This is a genomic window from Colwellia demingiae (assembly GCF_007954275.1).
Lineage (GTDB): Bacteria > Pseudomonadota > Gammaproteobacteria > Enterobacterales > Alteromonadaceae > Colwellia > Colwellia demingiae.
The window spans coordinates 1-533 of the sequence record NZ_VOLT01000038.1; the positions used below are offsets into that span (position 1 = coordinate 1).

Here is a 533-nt window from a genome sequence, read left to right on the forward strand (position 1 = left end):
ACCAAATTTAAATACACTTTTAAAGTGATTTTAAATTTGGTTTTTTAAACCACGAATTATGCCGAATGTGTGCTGATTTGAAGTTCTTTAACAATCTGGAAAGCTGATATAAATATCGGTATTTATAGGCTAAACACGGTGTCGCGCTGTTGTTTACATGATTATAAATACCAAGCTGTTGTTACATTCTCTTATCGTGAATGTAGTAATGGTGATAGTGCATCCCCCCAAGGATGTATTATCGAATTCATACTGTTCGAAAGAACATGATGTCTTATCAAGTAACTCATCTTACATCTTACTTTTTAAAGTGAAATGTATTGAGTACGTGAAAATGTCAGACTTTACAATTGCCTTGGATTAGTCTCCGGGGCGCACTTCGTTTTAAATCTTTGGATGAGACTACTTAGGGTTGTATGGTTAAGTGACTAAGCGTATGTGGTGGATGCCTTGGCAGTTAGAGGCGATGAAGGACGTGTTAATCTGCGAAAAGCTTTGGTGAGGTGATAAAAACCGTTATAGCCAAAGATGTC

At 36.6% G+C, this 533-nt stretch carries 1 rRNA gene; it reads left to right on the plus strand.

The annotated features are described in order from the left end of the window. Window positions 1–418 precede the first annotated feature (418 nt). Window positions 419–533: ribosomal RNA gene (locus tag ESZ36_RS22455) — 23S ribosomal RNA — on the plus strand; the annotation flags it as partial.